Raw genomic sequence first — 16,901 nt, 5'->3', positions numbered from 1 at the left:
GCGGGCAGATGGCACGCAGGAAGCCCGGACTAATAAGATGGCATTGAAATCCCCCGCGTTTCGTAAAAAATTTCCGTTGTTGGTAACCGGCAGTATGCTGGCCTTGCAACCTCTAGCCACTTCCTTCGTGGTCGCCGCGGAACAGTATGACTGCTCAGTCTCTGCTTCGGGTGCCTGGGCATGTGCGCCAAAGGCGCCGGCGGCAGCCTTGCCACCGCGTCCCGTGCATGAAGGCAGCGCAGTCAGCGCCACTGGCGAGACCCCGTCACAGGAAGGCACCAGTGAAGACACCGGCGCCAAGCCTGTGCTCGTGACCGAGTCCAAGGGGCGCGGCCTGAAGTCGCGTAGCGAAGACTATAGCCACCTCGACTGGGTTCCACGCGATCAGCTCACAGCGGCGCAATTGGCAGAAACCGGTCCTTATTGCTCTGGTTCCTATATCGAACCGATTCGTCCTGGCATGAATGACAAGACGAATAAAAGTGACGCGCCAACCTTTATCGGCGCGAAAGCCTCTCGCTACAAGCAGGATGAACAAGTCGCCACCCTGGCCGGTGACGTGGTCATGCGCCAGGGCAGCATGCAGGTCGAAGCCGACGAGGCCAACCTGTACCAGGCCGAGAGCCGTGGCGAACTCAGCGGCAATGTCCGTATCCGCGACAACGGCGCACTGATCGTGGGCGATCACGCCGATGTGCAGCTCGACACCGGTGAAGCCAAGGTCGATAACGCCGAATACGTGATGCACAAGTCGCGTATTCGCGGTAACGCGCTGTACGCCAAACGTGCCGAGAACGCGATCATCCGCCTCAAGGATGGTACGTACACCACGTGCGAACCGAACAGCAACGCCTGGCAGCTCAAGGGCAACAACATCACCCTGAACCCGGCTACCGGCTTCGGTACTGCGACCAACGTGACACTGCGGGTCAAGGACATTCCTGTCCTGTACACGCCGTACATCTATTTCCCGATCGACGACCGCCGCCAGTCCGGCTTCCTGCCGCCGACCATCGGCACCGGCAGCGATACCGGCTTCATGCTGGTGACACCGTACTACTTCAACCTGGCACCGAACTACGACGCCACGTTGTACCCGCGCTACATGGAAAAGCATGGCTTGTTGATGGAAGGCGAGTTCCGCTACCTCACCAAGTCCAGCGAAGGCCAGTTCGGTGCTGCGTACCTCAACGACGAGGACACCGAGCGCAGCAAGCAGACCGATTACGAGAAAAACCGCTACATGTACAACTGGCAACACAAGGGCGGCCTCGATTCGCGAGTCTTCACGCAAGTCGATTACACCAAGATCAGCGATCCTTATTACTTCCAGGATCTGCAGACCGACCAGATTGGTGTGAAAAGCGCAGACTATGTGAACCAACAAGGCTCCGTCACCTATCGTGGCGACAGCTACACCGCCCGCGTGAACGCCCAGGCTTACGAGCTTGCAACCGTTTCGAACATCACGCCGTATGACCGTCTGCCGCAGATCACCTTCGACGGTGCACTGCCATATCATCCAAACGGCCTGAATTTCACCTATAACACTGAAGTCGTACGGTTCGATCGCGACCTGAAAAATGGCACGTTCACCGATGAAAACGGCAATGTGTCGCCGCGACTGGACACCAACGTTCAAGGTCTGGCACGCGCCAACGGCGATCGCCTCAATCTTGCACCGGCCGTAAGCCTGCCGCTCGACTGGACTTATGGTTTCCTGAAGCCAACGCTCAAGTACCAATACACCCAGTATCAACTGGACCTGGACAGCATCGGCAAAAGCCAGATTGCTGCGCAGACACCGGAACAGGACCAGCTCAATGGTACCTTCGGCAGCAACCAGAATCGTGGCGTGCCGATTGCCAGCATCGACAGCGGCCTGTACTTCGATCGCAACACCCAATGGTTCGGCAAGAACTATCGTCAGACCCTTGAGCCGCGCTTGTTCTACTTGTACGTGCCGGAAAAGGACCAGGAAAACATTCCGGTGTTCGACACCAGCGAATACACCTTCAACTATGCGTCGCTGTTCCGTGACAACCGCTTCTCGGGTTCCGACCGCGTCGGTGACGAGAACAAGCTGTCCCTGGGCGTGACCAGCCGCTGGATTGAAGACAACGGCTTCGAGCGTCAACGCGTCAGTGTCGGTCAGGCCCTGTACTTCAAGGATCGCGAAGTCCAGTTGCCGGGCATCGATGCGAAAACCCGTCAGGATGCGCATTCGAACGTTTCGCCTTACGCACTGGATTACGAATATCGCTGGAACCGCGATTGGCGCACGACGGCCGATTACAACTGGGACCCGGACAGCCGCAGCCCTCGCTCGGGCAGCGCGATGTTCCACTACCAGCCTGAAGACAACCCGAACAAGGTCATCAACGCCGGCTATCGCTATCGTAATGACCAGGTGCGTTATGACCAGAACACCGGTAAATGGCAGGTGGGCGGCGGTGACTATGGCACCCCGGGTCAGCCTGGCTACGTGAAGGATTACTACAAAATCCAACAGCACGACTTCTCGGTAATCTGGCCAGTCGTGCCGCAATGGAACGCCATCAGCCGCTGGCAGTATGACTACAACCGTAACCGTACCCTGGAAGCCTTCGGTGGTTTCGAGTACGACAACTGCTGCTGGAAACTGCGCCTGATCAACCGTTACTGGGTTTCCTACGACGAATTCAGTCAGGAAGCACCGCAAAACGAAAAAGGCGACCACGGCGTATTCCTACAAATCGTTCTGAAGGGACTCGGCGGCCTCACCGGCGCCAAAGTAGAGAGCTTCCTCGACAAAGGCATCCAAGGTTATCGTGAACGTGAAGACCAAGCTTTCTGATTGTCTGCGCCCGCTGCTGCTGGGCGCGCTGTTCCTGGGTACCGCGGCCAACGCCGCGGTACAGTCCATCGATAAAGTGGTGGCCATTGTCGATAACGATGTGGTCATGCAGAGCCAACTGGACCAGCGGGTCCATGACGTTCAGCAAACCATCGCCAAGCGCGGCACCGCCGTGCCACCGGCCAGCGTGCTGGAGCAACAGGTGCTCGAGCGCCTGATCGTCGAAAACCTGCAACTGCAGATCGGCGAACGTTCCGGCATCCGCATCACCGATGAAGAACTGAACCAGGCTGTCGGCACCATTGCCCAGCGAAACAACATGTCGATCGATCAATTCCGCGCCGCGCTGACTCGCGACGGCGTGTCATATGACGATGCACGTGAACAGATTCGTCGCGAGATGGTGATCAGCCGCGTGCGTCAGCGTCGTGTGGCTGAGCGCATCCAGGTCTCCGAGCAGGAAGTGAAGAACTTCCTGGCGTCGGACCTCGGCAAAATGCAGCTGTCCGAAGAGTTCCGCCTGGCCAACATCCTGATTCCTACGCCAGAAAGCGCCAACTCTGACGCGATTCAGAATGCTGCCAAACAGGCTGATGCGATTTATCAACAACTCAAGCAAGGCGCCGACTTCGGTCAATTGGCCATCGCCAAATCCGCCAGCGAAACCGCACTGGAAGGCGGCGACATGGGCTGGCGTAAAGCCGCTCAACTGCCACCGCCGTTCGATCGCCTGCTGAGCACCATGGCGGTCGGCGATGTGACCCAGCCGATGCGTACGCCGGGCGGTTTCATCATCTTGAAGATCACCGACAAGCGTGGCGGCGAGACCCAGGTACGTGACGAAGTGCATGTGCGCCACATCCTGGTCAAACCAAGCCCGATTCGCGACGAAGAAAAAACCAAGGCCCTGGTTCAGTCGCTCTATACCCGCATCGAGGCGGGCGAAGACTTCGGCGAACTGGCGAAAAGCTACTCGGAAGACCCGGGTTCCGCCCTCAACGGTGGCGACCTGAACTGGATCGACCCGAGCGTTCTGGTCCCGGAATTCCGCGAAGTGATGTCCAAGACCCCGCAAGGTCAACTGTCCAAGCCTTTCAAGACTCAATACGGCTGGCACGTCCTGGAAGTCCTTGGCCGCCGCGCCACCGACAACACCACCCAGGCTCGCGAGCAACAAGCGATGACCGTACTGCGTAACCGCAAATACGACGAAGAGCTGCAAACCTGGCTGCGTCAGATCCGTGACGAAGCGTATGTTGAAATCAAACTCCCTGGCGCGAACCAGGCAGCGCAGTGAAACCCAAACGTTTTGCGCTGACACCCGGTGAACCAGCCGGCATAGGTCCCGACCTGTGCCTGCTGCTCGCCTCGCAAGCCCAGCCGCACCCCCTGATTGCCATTACCAGCCGCGACCTGCTCCTCGAGCGGGCCGCGCAACTGGGCGTGGCTGTCGACTTGCTGCCGGTCACTCCAGACGCCTGGCCAGATGCGCCCGCACCCGCCAACAGCCTGTATGTCTGGGATACCCCACTCAACGCCAAGGTCGTCGCCGGGCAACTGGACAAGGCCAATGCCGCTTTCGTCCTGGAGACCCTGACCCGCGCAGGCCAAGGCTGCCTGGACGGGCACTTTGCCGGAATGATCACGGCCCCCGTGCACAAGGGCGTGATCAACGAATCCGGGATCGCCTTTTCCGGACACACCGAATTCCTCGCCGACCTGACCCATACCGCGCAAGTGGTCATGATGCTCGCCACTCGCGGATTGCGCGTGGCCCTGGTCACCACCCACCTGCCCCTTCGCGAGATTGCCGATGCAATCACACCGGAGCGTCTGGAGCGGGTCACGCGCATTCTGCATGCCGATCTGCAACACAAGTTCGGCATTGCCCAACCACGGATCCTGGTATGCGGGTTAAACCCCCACGCCGGTGAAGGTGGGCACCTGGGCCATGAAGAAATCGACATTATCGAACCCACATTAGAGCGCCTGCGCGGCGAAGGCATGGACCTGCGAGGTCCGCTGCCCGCCGACACTCTGTTCACCCCCAAATATCTGGAGCACTGCGACGCAGTGCTGGCGATGTACCACGACCAGGGCCTGCCTGTGCTGAAATACAAAGGCTTTGGCGCTGCAGTCAACGTGACCCTGGGCTTGCCGATCATCCGCACATCAGTCGATCACGGCACTGCGCTGGATCTGGCCGGTAGCGGCAAAATCGATACCGGCAGCCTGCAAGTCGCCCTGGAAACCGCCTATCAGATGGCCGAGACCCGTTTATGACCGAGCAATACCAACACCGGGCGCGCAAGCGCTTCGGCCAGAACTTTCTGCACGATGCCGGCGTTATCGACCGTATCCTACGCTCCATCCACGCCAAACCCGATGACCGCATGCTGGAAATCGGCCCTGGCCAGGGCGCGTTGACCGAAGGCCTGCTCAACAGCGGCGCACAACTTGACGTGGTAGAGCTGGACAAGGATCTGATCCCGATCCTCAACCAGCAATTCGCCGGCAAGAGCAACTTCAACCTGCACCAGGGCGACGCGCTGAAGTTCGACTTCAACAGCCTGAATGCCGCGCCGGGCAGCCTGCGAGTGGTTGGCAACCTGCCGTATAACATCTCCACCCCGCTGATTTTCCACCTGCTAAACAACTCTCACTTGATTCGCGACATGCACTTCATGCTGCAAAAAGAAGTGGTCGAGCGTCTAGCGGCAGGGCCTGGCGGTGGTGATTGGGGCCGGCTGTCGATCATGGTTCAGTATCACTGCCGTGTTGAGCACCTGTTCAACGTTGGCCCGGGCGCATTCAATCCACCGCCGAAAGTCGATTCGGCCATTGTGCGACTGGTGCCCCACGCCGTTCTGCCCCACCCCGCCAAAGACCACCGGCTGCTCGAACGCGTCGTACGCGAAGCCTTCAATCAGCGCCGCAAAACATTGCGTAACACCCTCAAGCTGCTGTTGAGCAACGCCGAAATCGAAGCCGCTGGCGTCGATGGCAGCCTGCGTCCCGAGCAACTCGATCTGGCCGCCTTTGTGCGCCTGGCCGACAAGCTCAGCGAACAAGCCCTACAGAAGCCTGCCGATATCTGACAGACCTGACGCGTTATCGGATAGGACACCAGCACCCATGTCTGGTTTACTATCCGACACTTGGCCTAGACTGAACTCCATCAGCTACGCCCCGCGTTCCGCTTCGTTTTTAAGGCCTCTTGCATGTCCGATCCTCGTTATCAGGTCGACGTCAGCGTCGTCACCCGCTATCTGGCAGAACAATCGCAACCAGAACAAGACCGCTTTGCCTTCGCCTACACCATTACCGTGCAAAACAATGGTGAGCTACCCGCCAAACTGCTTTCACGGCACTGGGTGATCACCGACGGCGACGGGCACGTCGAAGAGGTTCGCGGTGCCGGTGTGGTTGGTCAGCAACCGTTGATCGCGGCAGGCAAAAGCCACACCTACAGCAGCGGCACGGTCATGACGACTAAAGTCGGGACCATGCAAGGCAGCTATCAGATGATTGCCGACGACGGTAAGCAATTCGACGCCATCATCGCCCCGTTCCGTCTAGCGGTCCCCGGAGCCTTGCACTGATGGCGACATACGCTGTCGGTGATTTGCAAGGCTGCCTTGAGGCGTTGCAATGCCTGCTCAAAAAAGTCGCCTTCGCCCCGGAAAAGGATCGCCTGTGGCTGGTGGGCGATCTGGTCAATCGCGGCCCGCAATCACTGGAAACGTTGCGCTTCCTCTATAGCATCCGCGAATCGCTGGTATGCGTACTCGGCAACCACGACCTTCATTTGCTGGCCGCCGGCCAGAACATCGAACGCCTGAAGAAAGCCGATACCCTGCGCGAAATCATTGAGGCGCCCGATAGCGCCGATTTGCTGGACTGGCTGCGCCAACAAAAACTCATGCACTACGACGAGCAACGCAACGTAGCGTTGGTGCATGCCGGCATTCCGCCGCAATGGTCGCTGCGCAAGGCCCTCAAATGCGCTGCCGAGGTCGAAACGGCCCTGCGCGACGACAACCTGTTCGCGCCCTATCTCGATGGCATGTACGGCAACGATCCGGCGAAATGGGACAGCGACCTCAAAGGCGTGACTCGCCTGCGGGTGATCACCAACTATTTCACGCGCATGCGCTTCTGCACTGCCGACGGCAAGCTTGACCTCAAGAGCAAGGAAGGCCTGGACACCGCACCACCGGGCTACAAACCCTGGTTCCAGCACAAGGACCGCAAGACCAAGGACCTGAAGATTATCTTCGGTCACTGGGCTGCACTGGAAGGCAAGGTCCAGGAGCCGGGCATCTCGGCCCTCGACACCGGTTGCGTCTGGGGCGGCGCCCTGACCCTGATGAATGTCGACACTGGCGAACGCCTGTCCTGCAAGTGCGACGAGCATGGCCATGCCGCCCTGCCGCCAGTCGCCTCACCCATTCCCGACACATCGCCAGCCAGCGCCCCGCGCTAGACTGCCTATTCAGCCGAGCCACAGGAGCCCGACATGAGCGAATTCAAACGTATCCCCCCTGAACAGGCCCAAGCCCTGCGCGAACAAGGCGCAGTGGTGGTCGACGTCCGTGATCCTGCAACTTTCGCGGCGCTGCACATCGCCGGCTCGAAGCATCTGGACAACCACTCCTTGCACGCTTTCATCCAGGGCGCCGACCTTGATGCCCCCACCGTGGTGGTTTGCTACCACGGCAATTCCAGCCAAGGCGCAGCCGCCTACCTGATCAGCCAGGGCTTCTCCGACGTCTACAGCATGGATGGCGGTTTTGAGCTGTGGCGTACGACGTATCCTTCAGAAACGGCGCAAGGCACCTCCGAATAATTTTTTTGTAACACGCAAGCCCCGGCTCCCGCGGGCTAGCGCGGTGGCAGACGAACGGTCTGCCACACATAATTACGCATCTCCCCTTTACCTCCCGAATAAGCAACTATCCTTAAGCGCAGGCCATCCAAAACAGGGGAGAGCCGGTACACCGGCGCGCGGGTCATCGGGAGTAGCTTTCGGAGTCGTCAGCTTCGAGAGAGTTCTGGGGGGTAAACAGCGACTGCCTGTGCGGTTGCTGCCAGCATCGACTGAGTGATCCGGCGTCGGCTCCACGTATCGAGCGAGGTGACGTCATGAGTATCTTTAGCCACTTCCAACAACGTTTCGAGTCCACACGCCAGGAAGAACTCACGCTGCAAGAGTATCTTGAGCTGTGCAAAAAGGACCGCAGCGCCTACGCTTCCGCCGCCGAGCGTCTGCTTCTGGCCATCGGTGAACCGGAACTGCTCGACACTTCGACCAATTCGAGGCTGTCGCGAATCTTCTCCAACAAGGTGATCCGTCGCTATCCGGCCTTTGAAGACTTCCACGGGATGGAAGAATGCATCGACCAGATCGTGTCGTATTTCCGCCATGCCGCTCAGGGCCTGGAAGAGAAGAAGCAAATCCTCTATCTGCTCGGCCCTGTTGGTGGCGGTAAATCATCCCTGGCCGAGAAGCTGAAACAACTGATCGAGAAAGTGCCCTTCTACGCCATCAAGGGCTCGCCGGTTTTCGAATCACCCCTGGGTCTGTTCAACGCCACTGAAGATGGCGCGATCCTCGAGGAAGACTTCGGCATTCCACGGCGCTACCTCAATACCATCATGTCGCCGTGGGCCACCAAACGCCTGGCCGAATTCGGCGGCGATATCAGCCAGTTCCGCGTGGTGAAACTCTACCCGTCGATCCTCAACCAGATCGCCGTGGCCAAAACCGAGCCGGGAGATGAGAACAACCAGGACATCTCGGCACTGGTGGGCAAGGTCGATATCCGCAAACTGGAAGAGTTCCCGCAAAACGACGCCGACGCCTACAGCTACTCCGGCGCACTGTGCCGGGCCAACCAGGGCCTGATGGAGTTCGTCGAAATGTTCAAGGCACCGATCAAGGTGCTGCACCCATTGCTGACGGCGACTCAGGAAGGTAACTACAACAGTACCGAAGGTCTTGGCGCGATTCCGTTTACCGGGATCCTGCTGGCCCACTCCAACGAATCGGAATGGCACACCTTCCGTAACAACAAGAACAACGAAGCGTTCATCGACCGGATCTACATTGTCAAAGTGCCGTACTGCCTGCGGGTCAGCGACGAAGTGAAGATCTACGACAAACTGCTGTTCAACAGCTCGCTGGCCAAGGCCCATTGCGCACCCGATACCTTGAAGATGCTCGCCCAGTTCACTGTGCTGTCTCGGCTCAAGGAGCCGGAGAACTCCAACATCTACTCCAAAATGCGCGTGTACGACGGCGAAAACCTCAAGGACACCGATCCGAAGGCCAAGTCGATCCAGGAATACCGCGATAACGCCGGCGTCGATGAAGGCATGAACGGCCTGTCGACCCGTTTCGCGTTCAAGATCCTGTCGAAGGTCTTTAACTTCGACCCGCACGAAATCGCCGCCAACCCGGTGCACTTGCTCTACGTACTTGAACAACAGATCGAACAGGAACAATTCCAGGCGGAAACCCGCGAACGCTACCTGCGCTTCCTCAAGGAGTACCTGGCGCCGCGCTACATCGAATTCATCGGCAAGGAGATCCAGACCGCTTACCTCGAGTCTTACAGCGAGTACGGCCAGAACATCTTCGACCGCTACGTGCTGTACGCCGACTTCTGGATTCAGGATCAGGAATACCGCGATCCGGAAACCGGCGAAATCCTCAACCGCGTGGCACTCAACGAGGAGCTGGAAAAAATCGAAAAACCGGCCGGCATCAGCAATCCGAAGGATTTCCGCAACGAAATCGTCAACTTCGTACTGCGTGCCCGAGCCAACAACAACGGAAAGAACCCAACCTGGCTCAGCTACGAAAAACTGCGGGTGGTCATCGAGAAGAAAATGTTCTCCAACACCGAGGACCTGCTGCCGGTCATCAGCTTCAATGCCAAGGCCAGCAAAGAGGACCAGCAGAAGCACAACGACTTCGTCACACGGATGGTCGAGCGGGGCTACACCGACAAACAGGTACGACTGCTGTCCGAGTGGTATCTACGGGTCAGAAAATCGCAGTAAGGCAGCCGCAAGCGGCAAGCTACAAGCCTCAAGCACACCGAACGGGGCGCTTGAGGCTGTTGGTGGCTCTGTTTGCCTTGAAAGCTTCAAGCTTGCCGCTTGAAGCTGGTAACTTGTAGCTGTCCGGAGGGCTCCCTATGAGCTATGTGATCGACCGACGTCTCAATGGCAAGAACAAGAGCACGGTGAACCGTCAGCGGTTTCTGCGGCGTTACCGTGACCACATCAAGAAGGCTGTCGAAGAGGCGGTCAGCCGGCGCTCCATTACCGACATGGAACACGGCGAGCAAATCAGCATCCCCGGCCGCGACATCGATGAGCCGGTGCTTCACCATGGTCGCGGTGGCAAACAGACGGTCGTGCACCCCGGCAACAAGGAATTCACCAGCGGCGAACACATTGCGCGCCCACCGGGAGGTGGCGGCGGTCGGGGCCCTGGCAAGGCCGGCAACTCGGGCGAAGGGATGGACGAGTTCGTCTTCCAGATCACCCAGGAGGAATTCCTCGAATTCATGTTCGAGGATCTTGAACTACCGAACCTGGTCAAGCGCAACCTGACCGGCACCGACACGTTCAAAACCGTTCGCGCGGGCATCAGTAACGAGGGCAACCCGTCGCGGATCAACATCATCCGCACCCTGCGCTCGGCTCATGCGCGGCGAATTGCGCTGTCCGGCAGCAGCCGGGCGAAACTGCGCGAAGCGAAAGAGGAACTTCTGCGACTCAAGCAAGAAGAACCGGACAATTTCGGCGATATTCAGAAAATCGAAGCAGAAATTGAAAAACTCAGCGCGCGCATCCATCGCGTTCCCTTTCTCGACACCTTCGACCTCAAATACAACCTGCTGATCAAGCAGCCCAATCCCAGTTCGAAGGCCGTGATGTTTTGCCTGATGGACGTGTCTGGGTCCATGACTCAGGCGACCAAAGACATCGCCAAGCGCTTCTTCATCCTGCTGTACCTGTTCCTCAAGCGTAATTACGACAAGATTGACGTCGTATTCATCCGTCACCACACCAGCGCCCGCGAAGTGGACGAAGAAGAGTTTTTCTACTCCCGCGAAACCGGCGGGACCATCGTGTCCAGCGCCTTGAAACTGATGCAGGAGATCATGGCCGAGCGCTATCCGAGCAACGAGTGGAACATCTACGCCGCCCAAGCCTCCGACGGTGACAACTGGAACGACGACTCGCCGATTTGCCGCGACATCCTGATCAACCAGATCATGCCGTTCGTGCAGTACTACACTTACGTTGAGATCACCCCACGCGAACATCAGGCCCTGTGGTTCGAGTATGAGCGCATCGCCGAAGCGTTCTCCGACACTTTTGCCCAGCAACAACTGGTCTCGGCCGGGGATATCTATCCGGTCTTCCGTGAACTCTTCCAGCGCAGGTTAGTGACATGACCGCCAAAGAGCAAAAGCGCCAACCCATTTCCACCGGCTCGGAATGGACGTTCGAGCTGATCCAGGCCTACGACAAAGAAATCAGTCGCCTTGCGGCTCGCTATGCGCTCGACACTTACCCCAACCAGATCGAAGTGATCACCGCAGAACAGATGATGGATGCCTACGCCTCCGTCGGCATGCCCCTGGGCTATCACCACTGGTCCTACGGCAAACACTTCCTCAGCACTGAAAAATCCTACAGCCGCGGGCAGATGGGACTGGCCTACGAGATCGTGATCAACTCGGACCCGTGCATCGCCTACCTGATGGAAGAAAACACCATCTGCATGCAGGCACTGGTCGTTGCGCACGCCTGTTATGGGCACAACAGCTTTTTCAAGGGCAACTACCTGTTTCGCACCTGGACAGACGCCAGTTCGATCATCGATTACCTGGTGTTCGCCAAGCAATACATCATGCAATGCGAAGAGCGCCACGGCATCGACGCGGTCGAGGACCTGCTCGATTCCTGCCACGCCCTGATGAACTATGGCGTCGACCGCTACAAACGGCCTTATCCGATCTCCGCCGAAGAAGAACGTCGCCGGCAAAAGGACCGCGAAGAACATATGCAGAAACAGATCAATGATCTGTGGCGTACCATTCCCAAAGGCGCGGACAAATACAGCGACAAGGACAACGCACGCTTCCCCGCCGAACCTCAGGAAAACATCCTGTACTTCATCGAAAAACACGCACCACTGCTGGAGCCGTGGCAACGGGAAATCGTACGGATCGTGCGAAAAATCGCCCAGTACTTCTACCCACAGCGTCAGACTCAGGTGATGAACGAGGGCTGGGCCACGTTCTGGCACTACACCTTGATGAACGACCTGTACGACGAAGGCTTGGTCACCGATGGTTTCATGATGGAGTTCCTGACGTCCCATACCAGCGTAATCTATCAACCGGGCTTCGATAGCCCGTATTACAGCGGGATCAACCCCTATACCCTGGGATTCGCCATGTACCGCGATATCCGGCGCATGTGCGAAGAACCCACGGAAGAGGATTACCGCTGGTTCCCGGACATTGCCGGCACTGACTGGCTGGCAGCCATCAAGTTCGCCATGAGCAGCTTCAAGGACGAGAGTTTCATCCTGCAGTACCTGTCACCGAAGGTAATCCGCGATCTGAAACTGTTCAGCATTCTCGACGACGACCAGAAGGACGACCTGCTGGTCCCGGCCATCCATGATGAAGGTGGCTATCGAATCATCCGTGAAACACTGGCCGCTCAATACAACCTGGGCAACCGCGAACCCAACGTACAGATCTACAGCATCGACCGGCGCGGCGACCGCTCGCTGACCCTGCGTCATCAGCAACATGATCGCAAACCGCTGGGAGATTCCACGGAGGAAGTGCTCAAGCACTTGCACCGCCTCTGGGGCTTCGACATTCACCTCGAAACCTTGCAAGACGATCAGGTGATGAAAACCCATCACGTTCCACCCAGAAACGAACATGGGGAGGGTGATTACGGCCGACTGGACTTGGCCGTCGTTCATCTTTGATCCAGTTTCGACCTCCGAAAGCCCGGCGCAAAGGTTATCCTGTCGAGCTAACGGAGGTTTTTTATGCGTATTTATAAAGTCGGCGGTGCCGTTCGTGATCGCCTGCTGGGCAGACCCGTCACCGATATCGACTGGGTCGTGGTGGGCGCCACCACCGAAGACATGCTCGCCAAGGGCTTTCGCCCGGTAGGTGCGGATTTCCCGGTGTTTCTACACCCCAAAAGCGGAGAGGAATACGCCCTCGCCCGCACCGAACGCAAAAGCGGACGCGGCTACGGCGGCTTCACCTTTCACGCCAGCCCCGAAGTGACCCTCGAAGAAGACCTGATCCGTCGCGACCTGACCATCAACGCCATGGCCGAGGACGATCAACAAAACCTGACCGATCCATACCATGGCCAACGCGACCTGGAAGCGCGCCTGCTTCGCCACGTTTCCCCCGCGTTTGCCGAAGATCCACTCAGGGTTCTGCGCGTTGCGCGCTTCGCGGCCCGTTATGCCGCGCTTGGCTTCACCGTCGCTCCGGAGACGCTGGATCTGATGCGTCAACTCAGCGAATCAGGTGAACTGCAAGCGCTCACAGCGGAACGCATCTGGAAAGAAATCTCCCGTGCCCTGATGGAAGATCAGCCACAGGTGTTCATTGAAGTACTGCGGGCCTGCGGTGCGCTCAACGTGTTGATGCCTGAGGTTGACGCCTTGTTTGGCGTACCTCAACCGCAAGCCCATCATCCGGAAATCGATACGGGCGCGCATACCCTGAGCGTGCTGGAACAAGCCGCGCGCCACAAGCAACCACTCACCGTGCGCTGGGCGTGCCTGCTGCATGACTTGGGCAAAGGCCTGACGCCGAAGGAAGAATGGCCTCGACACATTGCCCACGAGTTCAAGGGACTGAAGCTGATCAAAGCGGTCAACGAACGCTTCAAGGCACCGAGGGACTGCCAGGAATTGGCGTTGCTGGTGGGCGAATATCACACCCACGGCCATCGTGCCCTGGAGCTGAAGCCATCGACGCTGTTGGAGTTGCTGCAAAGCTTCGACGTTTACCGTCGACCACAGCGGTTCGAGGAGTTCATCGCGGCATGCGAGATGGATGCACGCGGGCGCAAAGGACTGGAAGAGCGAAGTTACCCACAGGCGGATTACCTTCGCGGTGCAGCAACCGCCGCCCGTAGCGTGGCGGTGCAGCCATTGCTGGAGAAAGGGTTCAAAGGGCCAGAATTGGGCGAGGCGATCAAGCGCGAACGGCTAAAGGCGTTGAAGGCCTACAAAGAGACTGCGTCGTCCTGACTGCCGCCATCGCGGGCAAGCCCGCTCCCACAGGGATTGCATCGCACCTGTGGGAGCGGGCTTGCCCGCGATGGCGTCATGAATATCACAACAAATCTGAAGGCGTCAGTTGAATGCCGCGCCACTCAAAAGCCACGGGAGCCAGCACCTGATCAATCTGTGATTCAGCCCACAACGTGGCGAAACTCTTGCCTACGCCCGGGTGAACTCGATCCGGCGCAATCAACGACAACGGCCACAGCACGAAGGCGTTTTTCAGAATCTCTGCTCGCGGCAACACCAAACCATCGAAGTTGCCCACCAGATCACCGAACAGCAACACATCGATGTCCAGCGGCAAACCCTTGCGGTCCGGCGCGTAGCGGCCATTGTCCGCCTCAATGAATTTAAGCCGGCGATCCAGTTCAATCAGTGGCAGATCGGTAAAGGCCGACACCACAAAATTGAAAAACGGCCCGCTCTTGATCCCCACCGGCTGGCTTTCGAAAACCGCCGAGCAACGAATATCCACCAGAAAACCCGCCAATGCTTCCAGGCCGGCCTGCAAATGGGCTTCACGCTCGATATTGCTACCGAGTCCGAGATACACCTGAGTCAGCGACATCCGCGCTCGATCTCCACACCCACACCACCGGTAGCGGCAGGGACTGCACCAGGCTTGGTCAGTTTCAGACGCATCCAGGTGATCTTGAATTCGCTCATCAGCACTTCAACCAGACGCTCGGCGAAGGTTTCAACCAACTGGAATTGCGCCTGCTCGGCAAAGGCCTGGATGCGCGACGAAACGCTCGCATAATCGAGCGCGAGGGTCAGGTCATCACCAGCGGCTGCCGGACGATTATCCCAGGCAAAACTCAGATCAAGACGCAAGCACTGTCGGATGCCTCGCTCCCAGTCGTAGGCACCGATGACGGTGTCGACTTCCAGGCCCTCGATAAACACTCTGTCCAAGCACTTTTCTCCGCTACACGACAAGGGCGCAATGCGCCGTTAGAATCAGGGCGTCCTCGCCCGGAATAGTTAGCATGTTTTGGTTATTGGCGATCCTCGCCTACCTGCTCGGCTCTCTGTCCTTCGCCATTTTGCTCAGCCGCCTGACCGGAAACCCCGATCCGCGAATGAGTGGCTCGGGCAATGCCGGCGCCACCAACATGTTGCGCCTGGCCGGCAAAAAACTCGCCGTCCTGACGTTGCTCGGCGACCTCTTCAAAGGCCTGCTGCCTGTGCTGATCGCCGGTTTTGCCGGACTTTCCCTGCATGATCAGGCCTGGATCGGCGTTTGCGCCGTCATCGGCCACCTGTTCCCGCTGTACTTTCGCTTTCGCGGTGGCAAGGGTGTCGCCACCGCTGCCGGCATGTTGCTGGGCCTGTACCCGCCTGCGGCCTTACTGGCGGTCTGTGCCTGGCTGCTGACGTTCTACCTGACCCGCACCAGCTCGTTGGCCGCCTTGATCGCCACCCCACTGACCCTGCCATTGCTGGCCTGGCAAGAGCCGGCGGCGCTGCTGCCCATGAGCGCGCTCACGGGGATGATCGTCTGGCGTCATCGCGGCAATCTACGCGACCTGTTCGCCGGGCGCGAACGGCATTTTTAAATGCCGCCCGGCAGCGCCACTCATCACAGCGCTGACAACTGCTCCATCGGCCAACGCGCCTGGACGCTGATCGCCAGGCTTTCCTGCTGACCGGCCTGCAAACGCTGACAACCGGCAAAAGCGATCATCGCACCGTTATCGGTACAGAACTGTGGACGGGCATAAAAAACGTCGCCCTTCATGTCGCCGAGCATTTTTTCCAGGGACGTGCGCAACGCCTTGTTGGCGCTGACTCCGCCAGCGATCACCAGACGCTTCATGCCTGCCGCCTTCAGGGCACGCTTGCACTTGATGGTCAAAGTCTCCACCACGGCCTGCTGGAACGCCAGCGAGATGTCGCAACGGGCTTGCTCGCTGTCGTCCCCGGCGCTCACACACTGCTGCCAGGTGTTCAGGGCAAAGGTTTTCAGGCCACTGAAGCTAAAATCGAGGCCAGGTCGGTCACACATCGGACGCGGGAAGACGAAACGTCCTGCAAGCCCCTGCTCCGCCAGTCGAGCGATTTCCGGGCCGCCTGGATAGTTGAGGCCCATCATCTTCGCGGTCTTGTCGAACGCTTCGCCGGCGGCGTCATCCAGGGTTTCGCCCAAAAGCGTGTATTGACCGATCCCGTCGACTTGAACCAGTTGCGTATGACCACCTGAAACCAACAAAGCGACGAACGGAAATTCCGGCGGTTGCGACTCCAGCATCGGCGCCAGCAAATGACCTTCCATGTGATGTACACCAAGGGCCGGAATGCCCCAGGCGAAGGCCAGTGCCTGAGCACAGGAAGCGCCGACCAGCAGCGCGCCGACCAGGCCAGGACCGGCGGTGTAGGCGATCGCATCGATCTCGGTCGGCACGCAGTCGGCTTCGGCCAACACCTGACGAATCAAGGGCAGCATGCGTTTGACGTGGTCACGCGAGGCCAGCTCCGGCACCACGCCACCATAGGCACGATGCAGGTCGATCTGGCTGAACAGCGCATCGGCCAGCAGGCCACGCTCACTGTCATACAATGCGACACCGGTTTCGTCGCAGGAGGTTTCTAATCCCAGTACTAGCATGGGTTTGCGCCTTGTTTAGGCTGAATTCGAAGGCGCGCATAATAGTCGTCGCGTGATGCCCCGACCAGCGGTTTTCGATCAGAGGCTTTGCA

The 16,901-nt window shown here is 58.7% G+C and carries 15 protein-coding genes; 12 read left to right on the top strand and 3 right to left on the bottom strand.

Annotated features, from left to right (window positions below):
* Positions 1 to 37 precede the first annotated feature (37 nt).
* The 11 genes from ACX3YD_RS01930 to ACX3YD_RS01880 all read left to right on the top strand — a co-directional run bounded on the left by ACX3YD_RS01930 (position 38) and on the right by ACX3YD_RS01880 (position 14,165).
* Positions 38 to 2,836, top strand: coding sequence for an LPS-assembly protein LptD (locus ACX3YD_RS01930; protein WP_458959177.1), 2,799 nt, complete (start codon positions 38 to 40; stop codon positions 2,834 to 2,836).
* A complete protein-coding gene (gene surA / locus ACX3YD_RS01925) occupies positions 2,811 to 4,133 on the top strand; it encodes a peptidylprolyl isomerase SurA (RefSeq protein ID WP_458959176.1) in 1,323 nt (440 codons plus the stop codon). The genes ACX3YD_RS01930 and surA overlap by 26 nt, the downstream gene beginning before the upstream one ends.
* Positions 4,130 to 5,119, top strand: a complete 990-nt coding sequence (gene pdxA, locus ACX3YD_RS01920; RefSeq protein ID WP_047534133.1) for a 4-hydroxythreonine-4-phosphate dehydrogenase PdxA — start codon at positions 4,130 to 4,132, stop codon at positions 5,117 to 5,119. The genes surA and pdxA overlap by 4 nt, the downstream gene beginning before the upstream one ends.
* Positions 5,116 to 5,934, top strand: a complete 819-nt coding sequence (rsmA, locus tag ACX3YD_RS01915) for a 16S rRNA (adenine(1518)-N(6)/adenine(1519)-N(6))-dimethyltransferase RsmA (RefSeq protein ID WP_047534137.1) — start codon at positions 5,116 to 5,118, stop codon at positions 5,932 to 5,934. Before pdxA ends, rsmA begins: the two co-directional genes overlap by 4 nt.
* A 123-nt stretch (positions 5,935 to 6,057) precedes the next feature.
* A complete protein-coding gene (apaG, locus tag ACX3YD_RS01910; RefSeq protein WP_458959175.1) occupies positions 6,058 to 6,438 on the top strand; it encodes a Co2+/Mg2+ efflux protein ApaG in 381 nt (126 codons plus the stop codon).
* Entirely contained in the window at positions 6,438 to 7,322 is an 885-nt protein-coding gene (locus tag ACX3YD_RS01905) for a symmetrical bis(5'-nucleosyl)-tetraphosphatase (RefSeq protein ID WP_458959174.1), read from the top strand. Before apaG ends, ACX3YD_RS01905 begins: the two co-directional genes overlap by 1 nt.
* Positions 7,323 to 7,355: 33 nt before the next feature.
* Positions 7,356 to 7,685 carry a thiosulfate sulfurtransferase GlpE gene (glpE, locus tag ACX3YD_RS01900; RefSeq protein ID WP_030130002.1) on the top strand — a complete coding sequence of 110 codons (330 nt, stop codon included), beginning with the start codon at positions 7,356 to 7,358 and terminating at the stop codon, positions 7,683 to 7,685.
* 296 nt (positions 7,686 to 7,981) lie between these two features.
* The gene (locus ACX3YD_RS01895) at positions 7,982 to 9,904 is read left to right on the top strand and encodes a PrkA family serine protein kinase (RefSeq protein WP_047534149.1); all 1,923 of its coding nucleotides are present in this window, start codon (positions 7,982 to 7,984) and stop codon (positions 9,902 to 9,904) included.
* A gap of 137 nt (positions 9,905 to 10,041) precedes the next feature.
* A complete protein-coding gene (locus ACX3YD_RS01890) occupies positions 10,042 to 11,313 on the top strand; it encodes a YeaH/YhbH family protein (protein ID WP_007947798.1) in 1,272 nt (423 codons plus the stop codon).
* Positions 11,310 to 12,872 carry a SpoVR family protein gene (locus tag ACX3YD_RS01885; RefSeq protein ID WP_458959173.1) on the top strand — a complete coding sequence of 521 codons (1,563 nt, stop codon included), beginning with the start codon at positions 11,310 to 11,312 and terminating at the stop codon, positions 12,870 to 12,872. Before ACX3YD_RS01890 ends, ACX3YD_RS01885 begins: the two co-directional genes overlap by 4 nt.
* Positions 12,873 to 12,935: 63 nt before the next feature.
* Positions 12,936 to 14,165, top strand: coding sequence for a multifunctional CCA addition/repair protein (locus ACX3YD_RS01880; RefSeq protein ID WP_047534156.1), 1,230 nt, complete (start codon positions 12,936 to 12,938; stop codon positions 14,163 to 14,165).
* Between the two features lie 85 nt (positions 14,166 to 14,250).
* On the opposite strand, the gene folK is transcribed toward ACX3YD_RS01880, so the two are convergent.
* Positions 14,251 to 14,769: a 2-amino-4-hydroxy-6-hydroxymethyldihydropteridine diphosphokinase gene (gene folK, locus ACX3YD_RS01875; protein ID WP_047534158.1), complete on the bottom strand. Its 519-nt coding sequence runs from the start codon at positions 14,767 to 14,769 to the stop codon at positions 14,251 to 14,253.
* The gene (folB, locus tag ACX3YD_RS01870) at positions 14,760 to 15,116 is read right to left on the bottom strand and encodes a dihydroneopterin aldolase (protein ID WP_008051601.1); all 357 of its coding nucleotides are present in this window, start codon (positions 15,114 to 15,116) and stop codon (positions 14,760 to 14,762) included. Before folB ends, folK begins: the two co-directional genes overlap by 10 nt.
* Positions 15,117 to 15,190: 74 nt before the next feature.
* Between folB and plsY the strand changes: the two genes are divergently transcribed.
* Entirely contained in the window at positions 15,191 to 15,760 is a 570-nt protein-coding gene (plsY, locus tag ACX3YD_RS01865) for a glycerol-3-phosphate 1-O-acyltransferase PlsY (RefSeq protein WP_103404099.1), read from the top strand.
* Positions 15,761 to 15,783: 23 nt separating this feature from the next.
* On the opposite strand, the gene tsaD is transcribed toward plsY, so the two are convergent.
* Positions 15,784 to 16,809, bottom strand: coding sequence for a tRNA (adenosine(37)-N6)-threonylcarbamoyltransferase complex transferase subunit TsaD (gene tsaD / locus ACX3YD_RS01860; protein ID WP_047534165.1), 1,026 nt, complete (start codon positions 16,807 to 16,809; stop codon positions 15,784 to 15,786).
* Positions 16,810 to 16,901 lie beyond the last annotated feature (92 nt).

This window comes from Pseudomonas fluorescens group sp. PF-1 (genome assembly GCF_054481335.1).
The sequence above is the reverse complement of the archived record's forward strand: the minus strand, read 5'-3'. Positions and strand labels throughout refer to the sequence as shown.